This is a genomic window from Streptomyces sp. NPDC055400 (assembly GCF_053644375.1).
The window spans coordinates 327,091-343,967 of record NZ_JBSHLM010000010.1; the positions used below are offsets into that span (position 1 = coordinate 327,091).

Consider the following 16,877-nt stretch of genomic DNA (forward strand, 5'->3'; position numbering starts at 1 on the left):
TTCGCGGCCCCCATGGCGGTCCTCACATGCCCCGTACGCGTGTCACAGCCGGGAGGGCCTGACGGACGGACCGGTCACGGTCCGCCGGGCAGATCCCTCAGCCGCCGTGCCCGCAGCACCAGTTCCAGCTCGAAGCGGTGGTCCGGGTCGTCGATCTCGTCGCCCCACAGCTCGCGGATCTGGCGCAGCCGGTAGCGGACGGTCTGCGGGTGGACGCCGAGACGGGCGGCCACCTCGGGTGCGCCGCCGCGTGTCTCCAGCCAGGCGAGGAGGGTGTCGGCCATGCGGCGGGCATGGGTGGGGCCGCAGTGGGCGAGGGGTGCGAGCGCGCGGCGCGACAGGTCGTCGATGAGCTCCTCGGGCTGGAGGAGCACGAGGGCCTGGGTGTGTTCGGTGCAGTGGAGCACCTCGCCCGCCGGGAGCAGCCCGCGCTCCACGAGCCGGACAGCCGCCTCGGCCCAGCGCAGGGACTTCGCCGCGTCCGGCAGCGGCACCGGCGGGCCGATCGCGCCCGACCAGCCGGCCATGGCGCGGCGCAGGAGTTCGGGGCGGCCCGCCGCGTCGGGGTCGGGCACGACCATGCGGGGCTGCTCGGTCTCCATGTCGAGGAGCACGCCCTGCCCGACGGCGGGCGCGACCGCCTCGCGCGCGGGGCGCAGGAGCACTCCGACGGAGACCCGGCCGGGCAGGGGCCAGCCGATCCGGGAGGCCCGTTCGGCGAGGGCCCGCGCGGGGTCGGGCGGGGCGGCGGCGACGCGTTCGCCATGGTCGGGGTGTTCGGTCTGCTCGGTGAGGAGCAGGTCGATGAGTCTGCGCTGGAGGCGCAGGCGTTCGCCGGCCTGCCGGGCGGCGGCCTCGGCGTAGCCGCGTACGGACTGGTCGACGAGTCCGTCGAGGTACTCGAAGCCCGACTCGGCGAGTTCGTACATGGCGGGCGGCGGGATGAGGGCCCGCTGGCCGAGTTCGGCGAGGCGGCGCCAGGCCAGGCGGACGCCGAGCCGGTACATGGCCTGGAGGGAGTCGAGGCTGCGGCCGTGCAGGCTCTGGCCGCGGCCGAACTCCTGGAAGACGGCCGGGTGGGAGCGCGGCCGGTCCTCCGCGTCGGCGAGCTGGAGCTGCACGAAGCCCTCGATGGCTCGGCGGATGCCGACGAGCGCCATGGGCTCGCCGGACTCGTCGAGCACGAGGGGTAAGTGGGGGTATTCGCGGCGGATCTCCCGCAGGATGTCCTCCGCGAGGGCGGGCGCCTCGGCCATGGCGAGCCCGGCGAACCGTTTCACCTGGAGCCGGGGCACATCGCGCCAGGCCGAGCGCTCGGGCCGCACGGCGCTGTGGGCCGCGGGGCCGACGGACGGAACGGGGGGCACCCCTCAACGCTCCCGGCCGGCTGTCTCGTACGTCACGAGCGGCACGTTCGGCTGGTCCGGGGTGGCGTTCAGGAGGGCGACGACGCCCAGGGAGGCGCCGAGGGCGAGCACGGCGCCTGCCGCGACGGTCAGGGCGGCGGCGAGCAGTCGGTTCATCGCAGGGTCAGCCTCTCGTTCGGAGGTCGAATCCCCACCCTTCGCGCAGTCCCCTGCCGGGCCCCGTTCCGGCAAGTGCCCAGTGTCCGCAATGCATTGACACTCCGTCAAGGGTGCGCCTACGGTTCCCGGCCCAAAGCCGCGTTGCGCCCGCTCCAGACCTCCCTCCCCCACCCCAGGAGTGCCGGATGCGTCGTACAGCTTCACCTTTCTCCCTGCTCACCCTGGGTCTCGGCGCGTTCCTGCTCGCCCTGGCCCCGCTGCTCGCGTGGTACGTCGAACCGCGCGCCGAACGCACCCCCGTCGACGTCGACACGACGACCGTGTTCACCGGAACCGGAAGCTACTTCGACACCGGCGCGGTGAAGACCGTGCACGGCAGGAGGATCACCGTCACGCGCCAGGTGCGCGGCGATGTGGCCGCGTCCGAGAAGAGCGGCCGGGCGGTGTGGGACGTGTCCACGTCCGTCGACACCGACGCGTCGCTGCCCGCGGCGGACCCGCACGACGCGCTTCAGTGGACCCTGGAGCGCTGGGTCACCGACCGCAGGACCAACGCACCCGTGCACTGCTGCGGCGAGCAGCCGTCCTTCGAGGGCGAGGCCTACCTCAAGTTCCCCTTCGACGTACAGAAGCGCGCCTACCGCTGGTGGGACAACACGCTCGGCGCGACGGTCACGCTCTCCTACCGGGGCACGAAGAAGGTCCAGGGCTACGAGGGCTACCGCTTCACCGGCACCGTCCCCGCCACGAGGACCGGGTCGCGTCTGGTGCCCGGGACGATCGTGGGGCAGCCGAAGCGGAATCAGGTGCTTGCCGAGGAGTGGTACGCGAACCACGGCATCGAGCTGGTCGTGGACCAGAAGACGGGCCGGATCGTCCATGCGGCGATCGGCCCGCGCAAGACGCTGCGCGCCCCCGGTTCGGCGAAGGACGCGGTGGTGCTCCTGGACAGCGAGCGCATCGCGTTCACCCCGGCCACGCAGCGCCGGCAGGTCGCTCTCGCCGACGACGACAGCGGCCGGCTCCGCCTCCTCGGCACGACGCTCCCGCTCACGGCGGGCGCGGCCGGCCTGGGGCTCGCGGCACTGGGTGCCGTGTTCGTCGTACGGGGCAGGGGCGGACGGGGCGGTACGGGCGGGAGGAGGCCGTCGAATCCCGATTCGTCCCCAACAGTGCTGGAACCCTCCACGATGTGATGAGACGTCAGCTCCGGAAAGCTGAGAATTTGTCACCTCGGTGAGTAGCCGCATCGAACAGCTCGGCGAAAACTGTCCCACCCCACCCCCCGCACAGTTCAGGCACGGCCCCCGCACAGCCCCGGCACAGCCCCTCCGTAACCGCCGCCCCGGCACCCCGTTCCGCTGCCTGAGCCAGTCCCCGTGACGGCGTCCGCAAAGGCGTCGTCGCTGAACGCCCCACGCAAGTCCCCCCACACGGTTCCGCACCCCGAGACGAGTTGGAGCACCCATGCCCCAGCACGTGCCCACCCCCCTGCGCACGCCCCACCCGGGCGACGCGCGTCCCCACCCGGCGCTTCCCCCACCGCCGCGCCGGATCGTCTTCCTCGCCCACCGCGACCTCGGCAATCCGGCCGCGGGCGGCTCCGAACTCCTCGTCGACCGGCTGGCCGACGGGCTCACCCGCCTGGGACACGAGGTGACGCTCCTGTGCGGCGGACCCGCCGCGTTCCGCGACTACCGCGTCGTGTCGGCGGGCGGCGACCTCGGCCACTATCTGCGGGCGCGCTCCGCCTTCGCCCGCCAGGTCGGCGACTGCGACCTGCTCGTGGAGGTGTGCAACGGCATGCCGTACCTGGCACCGCTGTGGCACCGCGGCCCGACGCTGCGCCTGGTCAACCACGTCCACACCGATCTGTGGCGCATGCGCTTCGGCGGGCCTCTCGCGCCGGCCGCGCGGCTCGGGCGGAGACTGGAGCACTGGGCGCTGTCCGGCGCCGAGCGACGCGGTCTGCTGGTGGCCGTCTCGCCGTCGACGGCGGCCGCGCTGCGGGCGCTCGGCGTCGAACGGGAGCGCATCCGCGTCGTCCACAACGGCGTCGAGGAGCCGGGCCCGCGCGCGGACCGCTCCCGTGAGCCGCTCTTCCTCGCGATGGGCCGGCTCGTCGAGTACAAGCGGATCGATCTGCTGCTGCGGCTGTGGGAGCGGGTGCGGCCGGTCACCGGCGGCCGGCTCCTGATCGTCGGCGACGGGCCCGAGCGGGAACAGCTCGAACACCTCGCGGGCCCCGGCGTCGAGTTCAGGGGCCATGTCTCCGAGGCCGAGAAGAACCGGCTGCTGTGCGAGGCGTGGCTGCTGCTGCACCCCTCCGCCGTGGAGGGCTGGGGGCTGGTCGTCACGGAGGCCGCCGCGCGCGGGACCCCGGCGATCGGCTTCGACGTGCCGGGCCTGCGCGACTCCGTGGAGGACGGCGTCACGGGTCTCCTCGCGCGCGGCGAGTCGTCGTTCGCAGCGGCCTGGTGCGCACTGGCCCTGTCGGGACAGCGGCGGAGGCTGATGGGCAAGGCCGCCGAGGAACGCGCCGCGACCTTCCGCTGGGCGCACACGGTGCGGCAGTTCAGAGCCGTGGCCGCCGAGGCGGTGAGGAGCCCCGCGCCATGACGCACTCGACACGGACCTCCCCGCCCGACCCGTCGCTGCGCCGCTCACTCGCCCTGTTCCGCGCGTTCCTGCGCGAACAGCAGGACCCCGAGGCCTGCTACTCCCTGCTGGCCCGCGACGCCGCCGACCAGGTCGAGGCGGTCTGCGGCGGCGTACGCGGAAAAGTCGTCGTCGATGTGGGCGGCGGGTCCGGCTACTTCACGCGGGAGTTCCGGCGGCGCGGCGCCCACGGCTTCCTCTTCGAGCCCGACGTGAGGGAGCTGGGCGAGCGGCCGTCCGCTCCCGCCGTCGTCGCGGACGGCTATCTGCTGCCGCTCGCGGAGGGCGCGGCCGACGTCACGTTCTCCTCGAACGTCCTGGAACACGTGAATGACCCGCAGACGTTTCTCAGTGAGCTGGTCCGCGTGACGCGGCCCGGCGGGATCGTCTATCTCTCGTTCACCAACTGGCTGTCCCCGTGGGGCGGTCACGAGTGGGCGCCCTGGCACTACCTGGGCGCCGCCCGGGCCGGCGCCCGCTATCAGCGGCGCACGGGCAGGCCGCCCAAGCACACGCTCGGCGAGAACCTCTTCGCGCATCACATCGGCCCGACGCTGCGCCAGGTCAGGGCCCGTGACGACATCACCGTCGTCTCCGCGCGCTCCCGCTACTGGCCGTTCCTCGCGGCGACCGTCGCGAAGGTGCCGGGGGTGCGCGAGTTCGCCACCTGGAACCTCCTCCTCATCCTCCGGCGGTGTTCTCCATGACGAGCACGGTCCAGGCGCCGCCCCCGGCAGCGGCCCACCCCGCCCCCTCGCGGCCCGGCCACGGGCGGGGGCCCCGCTCGCGGCGCTGGCTGCTGGCCTTCTGGGCCACGGTGTTCGTGCTGTTCGTGGCGGTGTCGCCCGGGCGCATGACGTTCGACACGAAGCTGGGCGTCGCGCTCGACCCGTGGAAGTTCCTCACGGACCTGGGCGATCTGTGGCACGACCGGGCCGGCTTCGGCGGGATCTTCGACCAGTACGTCGGCTACTCGTTCCCGATGCTGCCCTACTACGGGCTCGCGCGCCTGACGCATCTGCCGGTGTGGCTGGCCGAGCGGCTGTGGCTGTCGATCATCGTGACGGTGGCGTTCTGGGGTGCCCTGCGCCTCGCGGAGCGCCTGAGGATCGGCAGCCCGCGCACCCGGCTGCTCGGCGCGGTGGCGTACGCGCTGTGGCCGGCGTTCACGATCGTCGTCGGCTCGACGTCGGCGGCCGCCCTGCCGGGCGCGTTCCTGCCGTGGGTGCTGCTGCCGCTCACGAACCACCGCACGAGCGCGCGCGTCGCCGCGACGCGCTCGGCGCTCCTCATCCCGTTCATGGGCGGCGTGAACGCGGCGGCCACCGTCGCCTCCCTCGTGCCCGTGGGCCTCTATCTCCTCTCCCGGCCACCGGGACCGCGCCGCCGCAAGCTGATCGCGTGGTGGACCCCGTCGGTGATCCTCGCGACGGCCTGGTGGATCCTGCCGCTCCTCCTCCTGGGCGTGTACGGCGAGAACTTCCTTCCGTACGTGGAGACTTCCCAGACCACGACGGGCACCATGTCGGCCGCCGAGTCCCTGCGCGGTGCCGGGAACTGGGTGGCGTATCTGCACTTCGGCGAGGCGTGGCTGCCCGCGGGCTGGACGGTCGCGACGGCGGCCGTGACCGTCGTCGGGTCGGCGCTCGCGGCGGCCTTCGGGCTCGCGGGGCTCGCCCGCCGTGATCTGCCGGAACGCCGCTGGCTCGTCCTGACGGTCCTCACGGTCGCGCTGATCACGCTCGCGGGCTACGGCGGAGCGCTCGGCGCACCCTTCCACTCCACGGTGCAGTCCTGGCTGAACGGCGGCCTGGTCCCGTTCCGCAACATCTACAAGTTCCAGACCGGCCTCGGGCTCGCCCTCGCCTTCGGGCTGATGCATGTGACGGCGGTCGCGGCCGAGCCGCGCGGCGCCCGCCCCCTGCGCCACCGCCGGTACGCGCCCCTAGTGGCGGCGGTGCTCATCCTGCCGGGACTCGCCTGGCCCTACCTCAACGGCTCGATCCTGCAACCGGGTTCGTTCCGTTCCCTGCCCGCGTACTGGGACACGACCGCGCACTGGCTGAAGAAGAACGCGCCCGACTCGCGCGCCCTCGTCGTGCCCGCCACCGCGCACGGCATCTACACCTGGGGCTCCCCCATCGACCAGCCCCTCGACGTCCTCGCCGACTCGCGCTGGGCGCAGCGCGACTACGTCCCGTTCGGCACACCCGGTAACCGCCGCGCCCTCGACGCCGTCGAGCAGGCCCTGACCACAGGAGGTGAAGTCCCGGGCCTCCAGGACTACTTGGGCAGGGCGGGCCTGCACTACGTCGTCGTCCGCAACGACCTCGACCCCGACCAGCTGGGCTACGTACCGACCGCGACCGTCAGGCGCACCCTGGAGGAGTCCGGGTACCGGCGCGTCACCGGGTTCGGGCCCGTCACGACCGGCGGGCGCATCGCCGAGGGCACCCCGCTCCAGGTCGAGGGGCTCTATCCGCGCCAGCGCGCGGTGGAGATCTACGCGCCCGGCTCCGCGCGGCGCCCCGGGCAGGCAGCCCTGCTGCCGGTCTCCGGCACGGCGGAGGTCAGCGGCGGCCCCGAGGCGCTCCTGCCGCTGTCCGCCGACCCGGCGATGCGCGGCCGGCCCACCGTCCTGGCGGGCGACAACCACCCGGGCATCGGTACGCCCGCGCTGCGCACGGCCGGTGACGGCCTTCGCCGCGCCGACACCCGCTTCGGCCTGGTCGGCTCCAACACCTCGTACACGTACACGCCGGCCGAGCGGAACTCCCCGGGCAGCACGCAGGACCCGGGGGCGAAGCCGCGGCAGATCCTGCCGGGCGAGGGGATCCGCCATCAGACGACCGCCGTGCTGCGCGGCGCCGCGCAGGTCACGGCGTCGTCGAGCGGGAACTGGCTGTTCCACCTGCCGCAGTACGACCCGGTGAACGCGTTCGACGGGGACCCGGACACGGCGTGGGCGGAGGGCACACCGGGCACGCCCGACGGGCAGTGGCTGCGGATCGCGTTCTCCTCGAAGACACCCGTGCCCGACACGCTCCAGGTGACCCCCCTGCCTCAGGAGGGAGTCCGGGCCGCGCCGACCCGGATCCGCGTACAGACGGAAACCGGCTCGGCCACCTCGGCCCTTCAGGCGAACGGCAAGCCCCAGACCGTCAAGGCGCCTGAGGGAAACAGCAGCTGGCTGCGGATCACGATCCTGGACGCGCAGGCCGGGCACACGGGGCTCGTGGGCGCGGGCTTCTCCGGCGTCGGCATCCCCGGCGTCCGGGTGACCAGGCTGCTGCGGCTGCCCCAGGACTCCACGGACGCGCAGCAGTTCAGCTTCCACGCGACCACCGGGGAGCCGAACCTCGGGCGCCGGTTCACGACCGCCGAAGGCGGCACGTACACGCTCGAGGCGAGCGCGCGGCCCGCTCCGGGCGACGCGTTCGACAAGCTCCTCTACGACGTGGCGCCCGATCAGCGCCGTCGCGTCACGGCCACCGCGGACTCCACGTCCGCGCTCGGCGGCGATCTGTCGGCGCGCAATCTCACGGACGGCGACCTGACCACGGCGTGGATCGCGGGCGACCGGCCCACCCTCCATCTGCGCTGGCCGGACAAGCAGCCGGTGGGCGAGGTCGTACTCGCCGCCGCGGGCGGCCTGTCCACCCGGCCCGAGAAGATCGAGATCGGTTCGCCGGACGGGGCGGCGGTGGCGGGCGTCGACGAGAACGGCGTGGCCCGCTTCGACCCGATCACCACGGACCGCCTGGACATCACCGTCACCGCGACGGCGCCCCTCACCGTCCACAACCCGGTGGCGGACGCCGATCTGCAACTGCCGGTCGGGCTGACGGAGGCGTACCTCCCGGCGCTCGACCGGTACCGCACCCCACAGCCGTCCCCGACCCGCACGTTCAGCCTGCCCTGCGGCAAGGGACCCGAGGTCACCGTCGACGGGACGCGGTACGCGACGCGCGCGCGGGGATCGGTCAGGGACCTGGTGGAGCGCCGCCCGATCACCGTCACCCTGTGCGGGAAGGTCCCCGCCTCGCTCGGACTCCCGGCCGGCACCCACACCCTGGAGACTCCGCAGGACAAGGGCCCCCTCCGTCTCACCGACGCCACCCTCACCCGCACCGACGCGCCCTCCACCACCCCGCCCGCCGGCCGCGGTCTGCGTATCCGCGACTGGCTCGGCGACCGCAAGGAGGTGACCGTCGGCTCGGGCCCCGCCGCCTATCTGACGACGTACGAGAACGTGAACGACGGCTGGAAGGCGACCCTCGACGGCAAGGAGCTGACGCCGTTGCGCCTGGACGGCTGGCAGCAGGGCTTCCTCGTCCCCCAGGGCGCGGGCGGCACCGTGAAGCTGAGTTACGAGCCGGCGCGGACGTACGAGGCCGGGCTGTTCGGCGGGGCCGCGGGCGTGCTCGCGCTGGCCGGGATCGCCCTGTTCCGGCGGCGCGCCGCGTCCACAGACGTGACGCCGCCCGCCCCGCCGCCCGGGCTGCTGCTCGGCACGGTGGCGCTCACCCTCGTCGGCGCGGTGATCGCGGGCCCGCTCGCGCTGCTCGTCCCGGCGCTCGCCCTCGTGGCGTGGCGGCGGCACGCCCTCCTCGTCCCGCTCGCGTTCCTGGCGATGGCGGGCGCGGGGGTCGCCGCCGCGGTGGGGGCCGGGGAGCCGTCCCGGTCGTCCGCGGGCGCGTTCGGCCCGGTGGCCCAACTCCTCGCGCTGGTCGCCCTGTTCGCGGCGCTGGCGACCACCCGCAGGCCGCCGGACACCGCGGCCGGCCCGTCGCAGGAAGGCGAAGCATGAGCGTTCCGGCCCCGCCCGCGCCGCGGCGCGTCCCGTTCCCCGTGGTCGACGAGGTCGCCCGGCACTGTCTCCAGGACGAGGAGCCGGAGACCGTCCACATCGAGGTCCACCTGCCGGGCGCTCCGGACCCCGCACGCCTGAAGGCCGCGTTCGCCGGGGCGCTGCGCCGCCATCCGCGCATCCTGATGCGGGAGGCGGCGGGCCCCTGGTACCGGCGGCGCTACGAGTGGGAGCTGACCCGTGGCCCCGATGTGGACGTGGTCGCCTTCCCGCCGCCGGGGCCGGACGCGCTCAAGGACGCGAGGACACGGGCGCTGACGCACGCCCCTCCGCTGACCGCGTCGCCGCCGATCCGTCTGGAGGTCGTGCGGGAGCGGGAGGACGGCGCCGCGGTCCTCTTCCTCACCATCAACCACACCGCGCTGGACGGCCCGGCCTGTCTGCGCGTTCTCGCGACGGCGGCCGAGATCTACGGGGGTCACGACGACGCCCCCGGTGCGCCCGGGCCGCACAGGGCGCCGCCCGGGGCGCCGGGGCCCGCCCTGCGCGGGCCCTCGCCGTGGACCCCGCCCGCCCGCGTCGCCCCCGGCACCCCTGATCCCTCGCCGGCCCTCTCGCCCGGCAACGGCCTCCTCGTCGCGGACCTGCCCGTGCCGCACCGGCCGGCCGGCGCCCCGTACACCGTCAACGACCAGCTCATGGCCGCCACCGCCCTGATGATCACGCACTGGAACAGGGAGCACGGCGCGCGCCCGCGCCCCCTGCGCATCACGATGCCGGTGGACGACCGGCCCCGGGGCGCGGACATGCCGATCGGCAACGGCACACGGCTCGTCGAAGTCACCTTCGAACCACAGGAGTTGGCACCTGCGGGCATCCCGCTCCTGCTGCACCGCACCTCGGTGCGCACCCGCGCGCTCAAGGCCCTCGGCCGGCCCCAGCTCGGTCACGGCGCCGCCCTCCTCACCGCTCCGCTCGCCCCGGTCGCCTGGCGCGCCGCGGTCACCCGCGGGCTGCGCAGGGCCGCCGCGCCCTGGACGTCGACCACGCTGCTCAGCAACATCGGCCGCGTCCCCTACCCGCTCGACTTCGGCGACGCGGGCCGCGCCCACGCCGTCTGGTTCTCGGCCCCCGCGCGCATGCCGCGCGGCCTGACCGTGACGACCGCGTCCACGGCGGGCCGGCTGCACCTCGCGCTGCGCTGGTCGCGCGCCCTGCTCGGACCGGGCGACGGCGACCGTCTCCTTGACCTGTTCGAGCACTACCTGCACGCGACGCAGGAGGCGACGCCATGACCACCACGTCCGCCCCGCCGGGGCTGCGGGACTTCTACGAGGACCCGGCGACCCCGGTCGCCTCCGGCGAACAGCGCTCCCACCGCCAGGCCCGCGCGCTCGCCACCGCCCTCGGCAGGCCCGCGCCCTTCCCCGCCACGGTCATCGACATCGGCTGCGGCGACGGGCAGGCCGCGGCCACCGCGGCGCCGCTCCTCGCGGGCCACCGCATCGTCGGTGTCGACTGGTCGCAGGACGCCCTCAAGCGGGCCAGAGCCCGGATCCCGGACGTGGTGCGGGGTGAACTCACCGCGAGCGGGCTGCCGTTCGCGGCGGGCTCCGCCGACGCCGTCCTGTTCAGCGAGGTGATCGAGCACCTCGTCGACCCCGATGCCGCGCTCGACGAGATCCGCCGGATCCTGCGCCCCGGCGGCCATCTCATGCTGTCCACGCCGAACCTCGCCGCCTGGTACAACCGCGCCCTGCTCCTCGCCGGTGTGCAGCCCGTCTTCTCCGAGGTCAGCCTGCGCGCGGTGCACGGCCGCCCGGGCACCGAGGTCGTGGGCCATCTGCGGCTGTACACGGCCCGCGCGCTGCGCTCGTTCGTGGCGGCGGCGGGCTTCGACGTCGTACGGGTCACGGGCGCGCCCTTCCACGGGGTGCCGCGCCCGCTGCGTCCCCTGGACCGGCTCGTCTGCGCGGCCCCTTCCCTCTCGTCGATCCTCCTGCTGCACGCCAGGAAGACGTGAGCGGGATGACCGCCATGGGGTGGGGCGTCGGCGCGGCGCTCCTCGCGAACGTCCTCTACAGCACCGGATTCGTCCTGGAGAAGCGGGCGCTCGCCGCGCTGCCGCAGATCAGCGTGCGCCGCCCGGCCCGCCTGGTGCGCCTCGTCGCCGGCAGTCCCCTCTGGCTCGGCGGCTTCCTGGCCCTGGCCGCCGGGTTCGGGGCACAGCTCGCCGTCTACAGAACGCTTCCCATCGCCGCCGCGCAGGCCGTCTTCGTCTCCGGCCTCGTCCTCCTGCTGCTCCTGTCCTCGGCGCTCCTCGGGGAGCGGACGACGGGCCGGGAGCGGTACGCGATCGGGGCGATCCTCGCCGCGCTCCTCATGGTCGTACTGTCCCTGCGCCAGGGCAGCGACACGGTCGGCAAGGGCGCGCCCGCCGCGCTGATCCTCGGGGTGTGCGTGCCGACGCTCGCGGCGGGGCTGCTCCTGTACGGCCTCGCCGAGCGCAGGACGCGCCGCCGGCACCGCCTCCCGACGAGCGGCGTCGCCTACGGGGTCGCGGTGGGCCTGCTCTACGGCGTGAGCTCGCTGGCCATCAAGGGGGTCGCCGGGTATCTGACCACGGACCGGCTCGGCGCTGCCGCGCTGCACCTGCTGACCTCGCCCTACCCCTATCTCCTGCTGTGCACGGGCGGGTTCGGGCTCGTCATGTCGCAGGCGGCGCTCCAGCGGTGCCGCGCCTCGCTGATCGTGCCGGTGTGCTCGACGGTGACGTGCCTGTTCACGGCCGTGCTCGGCACGCTCGCGTTCGGCGAGTCACTGCCGCGCGAACCGGTGGCGCTCGCGCTGCGCCTGACCGGCACGCTTCTCGCCGTGTCCGTACTGCTCCTCATGCCGAAGCACGACGACCCGCCGCCCCGAACACCCTCGCCCGTCAAGGAGTTGGCCCACCGTGAAGCCCGATGACCCGCTGCTGAGGATCCTGGCCTGCCCGCTCGACAAGGGCCCGCTGCACCTCCTGCCGCCCGAGGAGAACGCCCTCCTGCCGGGCGAGGCGCTCTACAACCCCCGGTTGCGGCGCCGCTACCCGATCGTCGACGGCATCCCCCAGCTCCTGCCCTCGTCGGGCGAGCAGGTCCCGGAGGACGAGCACGAGCGGCTGCTCGACCGGATGTCGCCCTGACGGCGCGGCCGCCGTGCGCGACCATGGACCGTATGTCAGCGCGACGCGGGCCCGCCCCCACCGGCGAGCCCTTCACGGTCACCGACTTCCAGCTGGTCCTGCTGCGCCGCATGGCGGACCACAACCCGGACCTTGTGGAGGACGCGCGCCGGGAACTGGGCGCGACGGTGGCGCAGATGCGGGAGGCGAACCGCCGCTACCAGGCCAGGCGCCATGCGAGGGGCCCGCTCACCACACGGTCCCTGTACCGCTCGCTCCTCGGCGCCCCCGAGCACACCGTCACCCGGCACATCGGCGACCTGACGTGCGAGGCCCTGCGATGGAGCGTGCCGCTCTGGCCCGGCCTGCTCTTCGAGGCGCTGGCAGGCCCGAACGGCGCGGTGTGGAACGAGTGGCTGGTGCGGGCCCCCGGCGCACCGGCGCCCGCGCTCCGCACCCTCGACGACCTCGTGCCCTGGTCCTGCACCGTGGACGAGGTGTCCGAGGCGTTCGCGCCGGCCCGCCCGCTGGAGGGCTCGGCGCCCACGCGCTGGGGTCTCGCCTTCACGGCGCCGGACACGGAGGGGACGCCTCGTGAGGTCAGAGCGGAGTTCACCTACGGACTGCTCCAGCGCTGGACACTCACCGGCTGACGGCGGCTGGGTCGGCAACCCCATTGCGGGCGACTTTGTTGGGGGGACTCTGCGGGGGTCCTTGCGGGGGCCGGCTACTCGCTCGCGTCCGGGTCCCAGCCCAGGAGCCGTACCTTCGCCACTGTCCGTACGTGGCGGCGCATCGCCGCCGCGGCCTGTGCCGGGCGGCCCGTCTCGATCGCTTCGAGGATGGCCCGGTGCTGCGCGAGGGAGCGGGCGGGGCGGCGCGGCTGACGCAGGGACTCGGTGCGTGACTCGGCGACCTGGTCGGCGATGGACCGCATGAACTCGGCGAGGAGCGCGCTGTGGGCGGCCGCGGTGACGGCCGCGTGGAAGAGCCGGTCACCCTCGACGCCGTGCCCGCCGTCCTCGATGTCGGCCGCCATGCGGTCGAGCGCCGAGTGCAGGGCGGCGAGGTCCTCGTCGGTGCGGCGTTCGGCGGCCAGCTCGGCGAGCTTGGTCTCCAGCGCCTCGCGCGCCTCCAGGACGTCGGGCAGCCGGCGTCGGCGCTCCACCATCCGTTCGACGGGCTCCGCGTCGAGGCTGTCGCGCATGAGGTACGTGCCGCCGCCGTGCCGGGCCTCCACCAGGCCCTGGACCTCCAGGACGGTGATGGCCTGCTTCACGGAGGCGCGGCTCACGCCGAGGCGGGCGGCCAGGTCGCGCTCGGGCGGGAGGCGGTCACCGGCGCGCAGGCCGCCCTCGGCGACGTAGGCGCGCAGCCGGTCGATGACCTGCTCGTACAGGCGCGGCCTGGCCGTCATCGGCCGCAGTGCGTCGGTCATGGGGCCCTCCTCCCTGGGGTTCCGCAGCGTAACAGCGGGCCCGACAAATGGCCCAGTGGCTGAACCAATCTTCCGGCGCATCCTTGACGTACGGGCGACGCCGACCCCACATTGGTTCAGCCACTTGTCCACTGCCGTCACTGTCGACCGCCGCTAGGAGCGCCACCCGTGTCCCTGCTCTTCCCCGCCCTGGCCCACGACCCCGACCGCCCCGCCCTGCGCTTCGGCGACCGCTCCCTCACCTACGGGGAGCTGGCCTCGGCGGCCGGAGCCCTGGCCGCGCGCCTCGACGGCGCGAGCCGGGCCGCCGTGTGGGCGACGCCCACCCTGGAGACCGCCGTCGGCGTTGTCGCGGCGCTGCTCGCGGGCGTGCCCGCCGTACCGCTCAACCCGAAGTCGGGCGGCGGCGAGCTGGCGCACATCGTGGCCGACAGCGCCCCGGACGTCGTGCTCGCCGCACCGGGCACCGAACTCCCGCACGCGCTGGGCGACTTGAGGTTCATCGGCGTCGATGCGGACGCGTCGGGTCCGGCCCGCGAACGGCCCGAGCCGGACGCCTCGGCGCCCGCGTTCGTCGTCTACACCTCCGGCACCACGGGCCCGCCCAAGGGCGCGGTCCTGCCGCGCCGCGCGGTCACCTCGACCCTGGACGCGCTCCAGGACGCCTGGGAGTGGACCGGCGACGACGTCCTCGTGCACGGCCTGCCGCTGTTCCATGTGCACGGCCTCATCCTGGGCATCCTCGGCCCGCTGCGCCGCGGCGGATCGGTTCGCCACCTGGGCCGGTTCAGCACGGAGGGCGTGGCACGCGAACTCGGCAGCGGGGCGACCATGCTGTTCGGGGTGCCGACGATGTACCACCGCATCGCCGAGGCACTGCCCGCCGAGCCGGAGCTGGCGAAGGCCCTTTCGGGGGCGCGGCTCCTGGTGTCCGGTTCCGCGGCGCTGCCCGTGCACGACCACGAGCGGATCGCCGCCGCGACGGGCCGCCGCGTCATCGAGCGGTACGGGATGACGGAGACCCTGATGAACACGAGCGTGCGCGCGGACGGCGAGGCGCGGGCGGGCACGGTCGGCGTGCCGCTGCCGGGCGTCTCGGTGCGGCTCGTGGAGGACGACGGCGTCACGGAGATCCCGGCGGGCGACCCGGAGGCGGTCGGCGAGATCCAGGTCAGGGGTCCCAACCTCTTCACGGAGTACCTGAACCGGCCCGACGCGACGGCCGGCGCGTTCGCCGAGGGCGGCTGGTTCCGCACCGGCGACATGGCGGTCCGCGACCCGGACGGCTATGTCCGCATCGTGGGCCGCAAGGCCACCGACCTCATCAAGAGCGGCGGCTACAAGATCGGCGCGGGCGAGATCGAGAACGCGCTGCTCGAGCACCCCGGGGTGAGCGAGGCCGCCGTCACCGGCGAGCCCGACGACGACCTCGGCGAGCGCATCGTGGCCTGGATCGTCCCGGCCGACGCCGGACAGCCCCCGGCCGCCGACGAGCTGGCCTCCCATGTCGCCGACCGGCTCGCCCCGCACAAGCGCCCGCGCGTGGTGCGCTACCTGGAGGCGCTGCCCCGCAACGACATGGGCAAGATCATGAAGCGGGCGCTCCCCCGTGGCTGACGCCGTGCGGCTCTCCGCCCGCGAGGCGCTCGCCGCCGTCACCGACCCCGGCACCTTCACCGAACTGCCCGCCCCCGACGGCACGTACGCGCCCGACGGGCCGCTCTCCTGGGAGGGCTACGACGCGGCGCGGGCCCGGGCCACCGCCCGCACCGGCGAGGCCGAGTCCGTGGTGTGCGGGACGGCGTCGGTCGGCGGGACCAGGGCCGTACTGGTCTCCTTCGAGTTCGGCTTCCTCGGGGGCTCGCTCGGCGAGCGCACCGGCGACCGCATAGAGGCCGCGTACGCCTTCGCCCGCGCGCACCGGCTCCCCGTCGTGCCGCTGGTCGCGACGGGCGGCAGCCGGATGCAGGAGGGCATGCGGGCGCTGACCCAACTCCAGCGCGTGGCACGGCAGTCGGCGCTCACGCGGGAGGCCGGGCTTGCGCAGGTGGCGGTCCTGCGCGACCCGACGACGGGCGGCGGCTGGGCGACGCTCGGCGCGGGCGCCGATGTGATCCTGGCGCTCGACCCGGCGCAGGTGGGCTTCGCGGGCTCGCGGGTCAGACCGGCGGACGCGGACCCGGCGGCGTACTCGGCACGCGGCCAGTTCGCCGCAGGCGCGGTCGACGCGGTGGTCCGCCCCGGCGACCTGGCGGGGACCCTCGCCGGGTGGCTGCGCCTGCTCACGCGCCCGTCCGACGACCCCGCCCCGGTCCCGTACGCCCTCGGCCGCCGCGACCTGCCCGCCACGGGCCGCGATGCGGTGCGCCGCGCCCGTGCTCCCGAACGGCCGCGTGCCGACGCGTACTTGGACGCGTACTTCACGTCCCGGGTCACGGTCGGCGGCGACCGCTGCGGCGGCACCGACGACGGTGTGCTGTGCGGGTTCGGGGAGAGCGCGCGGGACGGCAGGACGGTCGCGTACGCCGCACAGCTCGGTACGGCGACACGGCCGGCCGGCTACCGGACGGCGGCGCGACTGGTGCGGCTGGCCGGGCGGCTCGGGATGCCCGTACTGACGCTGGTGGACACGCCGGGTGCGGCCAACGACGCGGAGGCGGAGCGGTCGGGGGCGGGCGCCGCCATCGCGGACCTGTTCACGGCGCTCGCCGCGTCGCCGGTCCCGGTCACCACGCTGGTCGTGGGCGAGGGCGGCTCGGGCGGAGCGCTCGCCCTGGCCGCACCGGAGAACACCTGGGCGACGCCGGACAGCTACTTCTCCGTGATCGCGCCCGAACTCGCCGCCGCGATCCTCAAGCGCGGCCCGGGCGAGGCGGACGCGACGGCCGACCAACTCCACCTCAGGCCACAGGACTTGGTGGATCTCGGCGTGGTGCGCGGGATCGCGGGGCCGGCGTCGTGAGCGGCCCGTCGAGCGACCCCTTGAGCGACCCGCGCGGCCTCACGGGGCCTCACGGGGCCTCGAAAATACGAACAGGGGAGCAGTTGTTCCCTTGAACAGGTGATCGTGCCGCCAGGAATTGCATGAGGCGTCGGTGACCAACGATGCTTACGGTGCGCAAGCAACGGGCTGCAGACCGTAATTGCGAACCCGGTCCATGTCCCATGCGTGGCCGGGGAGTTGGTCCCACACAGGCAACACCGCTAGGAGCACGCACCACCATGAACCTGATCACCGACATCCTCGCCGGCCTCGTCCACTTCGTCGGCTGGCTCGTCTGA

14 protein-coding genes are annotated in these 16,877 nt (G+C 74.4%); 11 read left to right on the forward strand and 3 right to left on the reverse strand.

Going from position 1 to position 16,877, the window contains the following annotated elements; genetic code table 11:
• Window positions 1-74: 74 nt before the first annotated feature.
• Both ACWIGU_RS26985 and ACWIGU_RS26990 read right to left on the reverse strand, forming a co-directional pair.
• The gene (locus ACWIGU_RS26985; protein ID WP_454404261.1) at window positions 75-1,367 is read right to left on the reverse strand and encodes a PucR family transcriptional regulator; all 1,293 of its coding nucleotides are present in this window, start codon (window positions 1,365-1,367) and stop codon (window positions 75-77) included.
• Between the two features lie 3 nt (window positions 1,368-1,370).
• A complete protein-coding gene (locus ACWIGU_RS26990) occupies window positions 1,371-1,523 on the reverse strand; it encodes a hypothetical protein (protein ID WP_165914430.1) in 153 nt (50 codons plus the stop codon).
• Window positions 1,524-1,711: 188 nt separating this feature from the next.
• On the opposite strand from ACWIGU_RS26990, the gene ACWIGU_RS26995 reads away from it, so the two are divergent.
• From ACWIGU_RS26995 to ACWIGU_RS27035, 9 genes are all read left to right on the forward strand, one after another.
• Window positions 1,712-2,722, forward strand: coding sequence for a DUF3068 domain-containing protein (locus ACWIGU_RS26995; RefSeq protein ID WP_454404262.1), 1,011 nt, complete (start codon window positions 1,712-1,714; stop codon window positions 2,720-2,722).
• 271 nt (window positions 2,723-2,993) lie between these two features.
• Window positions 2,994-4,145: a glycosyltransferase family 4 protein gene (locus ACWIGU_RS27000; protein ID WP_454404263.1), complete on the forward strand. Its 1,152-nt coding sequence runs from the start codon at window positions 2,994-2,996 to the stop codon at window positions 4,143-4,145.
• Window positions 4,142-4,891, forward strand: coding sequence for a class I SAM-dependent methyltransferase (locus ACWIGU_RS27005; protein WP_454404264.1), 750 nt, complete (start codon window positions 4,142-4,144; stop codon window positions 4,889-4,891). The genes ACWIGU_RS27000 and ACWIGU_RS27005 overlap by 4 nt, the downstream gene beginning before the upstream one ends.
• On the forward strand, window positions 4,888-8,994 hold the full coding sequence (locus ACWIGU_RS27010; protein ID WP_454404265.1) for an alpha-(1->3)-arabinofuranosyltransferase domain-containing protein: 4,107 nt from the start codon (window positions 4,888-4,890) through the stop codon (window positions 8,992-8,994). Before ACWIGU_RS27005 ends, ACWIGU_RS27010 begins: the two co-directional genes overlap by 4 nt.
• The gene (locus ACWIGU_RS27015) at window positions 8,991-10,289 is read left to right on the forward strand and encodes a condensation protein (RefSeq protein WP_454404266.1); all 1,299 of its coding nucleotides are present in this window, start codon (window positions 8,991-8,993) and stop codon (window positions 10,287-10,289) included. The genes ACWIGU_RS27010 and ACWIGU_RS27015 overlap by 4 nt, the downstream gene beginning before the upstream one ends.
• Window positions 10,286-11,017 (forward strand): class I SAM-dependent methyltransferase, encoded by a 732-nt coding sequence (locus ACWIGU_RS27020; protein ID WP_454404267.1) that lies wholly within the window; start codon window positions 10,286-10,288, stop codon window positions 11,015-11,017. The genes ACWIGU_RS27015 and ACWIGU_RS27020 overlap by 4 nt, the downstream gene beginning before the upstream one ends.
• A gap of 14 nt (window positions 11,018-11,031) precedes the next feature.
• Window positions 11,032-11,961, forward strand: coding sequence for a hypothetical protein (locus ACWIGU_RS27025; RefSeq protein ID WP_454404335.1), 930 nt, complete (start codon window positions 11,032-11,034; stop codon window positions 11,959-11,961).
• Complete coding sequence (locus tag ACWIGU_RS27030) at window positions 11,948-12,178, forward strand: Trm112 family protein (RefSeq protein ID WP_454404268.1); 231 nt, start codon at window positions 11,948-11,950, stop codon at window positions 12,176-12,178. The genes ACWIGU_RS27025 and ACWIGU_RS27030 overlap by 14 nt, the downstream gene beginning before the upstream one ends.
• Window positions 12,179-12,210: 32 nt before the next feature.
• Entirely contained in the window at window positions 12,211-12,810 is a 600-nt protein-coding gene (locus ACWIGU_RS27035) for a hypothetical protein (protein ID WP_454404269.1), read from the forward strand.
• Window positions 12,811-12,884: 74 nt separating this feature from the next.
• Here the strand turns inward: ACWIGU_RS27035 and ACWIGU_RS27040 are convergent, their stop codons facing one another.
• Window positions 12,885-13,595 carry a FadR/GntR family transcriptional regulator gene (locus ACWIGU_RS27040; protein WP_454404270.1) on the reverse strand — a complete coding sequence of 237 codons (711 nt, stop codon included), beginning with the start codon at window positions 13,593-13,595 and terminating at the stop codon, window positions 12,885-12,887.
• Window positions 13,596-13,763: 168 nt separating this feature from the next.
• On the opposite strand from ACWIGU_RS27040, the gene ACWIGU_RS27045 reads away from it, so the two are divergent.
• Both ACWIGU_RS27045 and ACWIGU_RS27050 read left to right on the forward strand, forming a co-directional pair.
• Entirely contained in the window at window positions 13,764-15,212 is a 1,449-nt protein-coding gene (locus ACWIGU_RS27045; protein ID WP_454404271.1) for an acyl-CoA synthetase, read from the forward strand.
• The gene (locus ACWIGU_RS27050; RefSeq protein WP_454404272.1) at window positions 15,205-16,557 is read left to right on the forward strand and encodes a carboxyl transferase domain-containing protein; all 1,353 of its coding nucleotides are present in this window, start codon (window positions 15,205-15,207) and stop codon (window positions 16,555-16,557) included. Before ACWIGU_RS27045 ends, ACWIGU_RS27050 begins: the two co-directional genes overlap by 8 nt.
• Window positions 16,558-16,877 lie beyond the last annotated feature (320 nt).